Below are 3203 nucleotides of genomic sequence, written 5' to 3' on the forward strand. Positions count from 1 at the left end.
CTTCTGACTGCATCACGCATGTACCTTGAAAACCACATATTGAAATATATCTAGATAAAGTTTTTATATGTCAAAGTATAAAGACAATATCAAGACATCCGAGGTGTTACATCGCAAGATGTAACCAAACAAAACTCGTTAAAGTAGCCGTAACGTACGGTGAAATAACAAACCTAAGACCAGAGATACAACGCTATGTATCTTAGATCAGTAGCCCGCACCCGCAGGTGAACATCGAATTGGTTAAGCTATAAAGAGCGCAGGGTGGATGCCTTGGCACTAAGAGCCGATGAAAGACGTGATAAGCTGCGAAAAGCTTCGGGGAGGAGCAAATATCCTTTGATCCGGAGATATCTGAATGGGGAAACCCAGCTGAGCAAACCTCAGCTGTCGTATGGTGAATAAATAGCCATACGTCGGGAACCCGGGGAACTGAAACATCTAAGTACCCGGAGGAAAAGAAAGAAAACTCGATTTCCAAAGTAGCGGCGAGCGAAATGGAAGGAGCCTAAACCAGTATGCGTGCATACTGGGGTTATGGACTGCAATAAGTGAGACGATTTGTTACCAGAACGGTCCTGGAAAGACCGGCCATAGAAAGTGAAAGCCTTGTATGGGAAAGCAATAGTCAGCGAGCAGGATCCAAAGTACCACGAGACACGAGAAACCTTGTGGGAATTCGGGGGGACCACCCCCCAAGGCTAAATACTACTTAGTGACCGATAGCGCATAGTACTGTGAAGGAAAGGTGAAAAGGACCCCGGGAGGGGAGTGAAAGAGAACCTGAAACCCTGTGTTTACAAGCTGTGGAACCACGTTAAAGGTGGAACCGCGTACTTTTTGTAGAACGGTCCGGCGAGTTACCGTTACTGGCAAGGTTAAGCACTCAAGGTGTGGAGCCGAAGGGAAACCAAGTCTTAATAGGGCGAATGAGTCAGTAAAGGTAGACCCGAAACCGGGTGATCTACCCATGTCCAGGTTGAAGTTTCCGTAAAAGGAAATGGAGGACCGAACGCACATCCGTTGAAAAGGGTGGCGATGAGGTGTGGGTAGGGGAGAAATTCCAATCGAACCCGGAGATAGCTGGTTCTCCTCGAAATAGCTTTAGGGCTAGCCTCGTATTAGTCTGCCGGAGGTAGAGCACTGAATTTCCTAGGGGGCGTCAAAGCTTACCAAAGAATATCAAACTCCGAATGCCGGCCAGATGATGTACGGGAGTCAGACTGCACGAGATAAGTTGGGTAGTCAAAAGGGAAAGAGCCCAGACCACCAGCTAAGGTCCCAAAGTGCGTGTTAAGTGGAAAAGGATGTGGGATTTCACAGACAACTAGGATGTTGGCTTAGAAGCAGCCACACATTCAAAGAGTGCGTAATAGCTCACTAGTCGAGAGGTCCTGCGCCGAAAATGTCCGGGGCTGAAACACGACACCGAAGCTGTGGAATGTATATTTATATACATTGGTAGAGGAGCATTCTTAACGCACAGAAGCATTACCGTAAGGAGATGTGGAGTGTTAAGAAGAGAGAATGCCGGAATGAGTAGCGAGATGGAGGTGAGAATCCTCCAGGCCGAATATCTAAGGTTTCCAGAGTAAAGCTGATCTGCTCTGGGTAAGTCGGGGCCTAAGGCGAGGTCGAAAGACGTAGTCGATGGACAACAGGTTGAAATTCCTGTACCGCATATCATCAGAACTGTGGGGACACAGAACCGAAGAAGAACCCGGGAATGAAAAGACCGGGGCAAGCATTGGACTGGCTGGGATGGCAAATCCGCCCAGCAACAGGAAGGTGTGACGCGTACCGAACACAAGTAGGGAAGTCTTTTTAGGGGCTGTCAAGAAAAGCCGCTATTGTGTGATATGTGCCCGTACCGTAAACCGACACAGGTGGATGAGGAGAGAATCCTAAGGCCGGCGGGAGAAGCATTGTTAAGGAACTCGGCAAAATGACCCCGTAACTTCGGGATAAGGGGTGCCTGGGAAACCAGGCCGCAGAGAATAGGCTCAAGCAACTGTTTAGCAAAAACACAGGTCTATGCAAAACCGAAAGGTGAGGTATATGGGCTGACGCCTGCCCGGTGCTGGAAGGTTACGAGGAGGGGTTAGCGGCAACGCGAAGCTCTGAATTTAAGCCCCAGTAAACGGCGGCCGTAACTATAACGGTCCTAAGGTAGCGAAATTCCTTGTCGGGTAAGTTCCGACCCGCACGAAAGGCGTAATGATTTGAGCGCTGTCTCAACAATGCACCCGGTGAAATTGAAATACCAGTGAAGATGCTGGTTACCTGCGCCAGGACGGAAAGACCCCATGGAGCTTTACTCCAGCTTGATACTGGGATTCGGTACTGCATGTACAGGATAGGTGGGAGGCTAAGAAGCAGGGACGCCAGTCTCTGTGGAGCCGATGTTGGGATACCACCCTTGCGGTATTGGATTTCTAACCTGCAGCCATGACCTGGCTGGGGGACAATGTCAGGCGGGGAGTTTGACTGGGGCGGTCGCCTCCGAAAGGGTATCGGAGGCGCTCAAAGGTTCCCTCAGAATGGACGGAAACCATTCGAAGAGTGCAAAGGCATAAGGGAGCTTGACTGCGACACCGACGGGTGGAGCAGGTAGGAAACTAGGACTTAGTGATCCGGTGGTATAAAGTGGGATTGCCATCGCTCAACGGATAAAAGCTACCCTGGGGATAACAGGCTTATCACTCCCAAGAGTTCACATCGACGGAGTGGTTTGGCACCTCGATGTCGGCTCATCGCATCCTGGGGCTGTAGTAGGTCCCAAGGGTTGGGCTGTTCGCCCATTAAAGCGGTACGCGAGCTGGGTTCAGAACGTCGTGAGACAGTTCGGTCCCTATCCGGCGTGGGCGTAGGATATTTGAGAGGAGCTGTCCTTAGTACGAGAGGACCGGGATGGACTGACCTCTGGTGTATCTGTTGGCTATCAAAGCCATGGCAGAGTAGCCAAGTCGGGAAGGGATAAACGCTGAAGGCATCTAAGCGTGAAGCCCCCCTCAAGATGAGATATCCCATCGCAAGAGTAAGACCCCTTGAAGACGACGAGGTAGATAGGGCAGAGGTGGAAGCATGGCAACATGTGGAGCTGACTGTCACTAATAGGTCGAGGGCTTAACCAGGTTGGTTTAGGTAAGAGGAAGAACGGATGAAGATAGATATGTAGCAATGTGTGGTTTTGAGGGTATATG

General features: G+C 50.2%; 1 rRNA gene. It reads left to right on the forward strand.

Annotated features, from left to right (window positions below):
- Positions 1-241: 241 nt before the first annotated feature.
- Positions 242-3134 (forward strand): 23S ribosomal RNA (locus JCM10519_RS24420).
- Positions 3135-3203 lie beyond the last annotated feature (69 nt).

Source organism: Clostridium sp. NkU-1, from assembly GCA_001312405.1.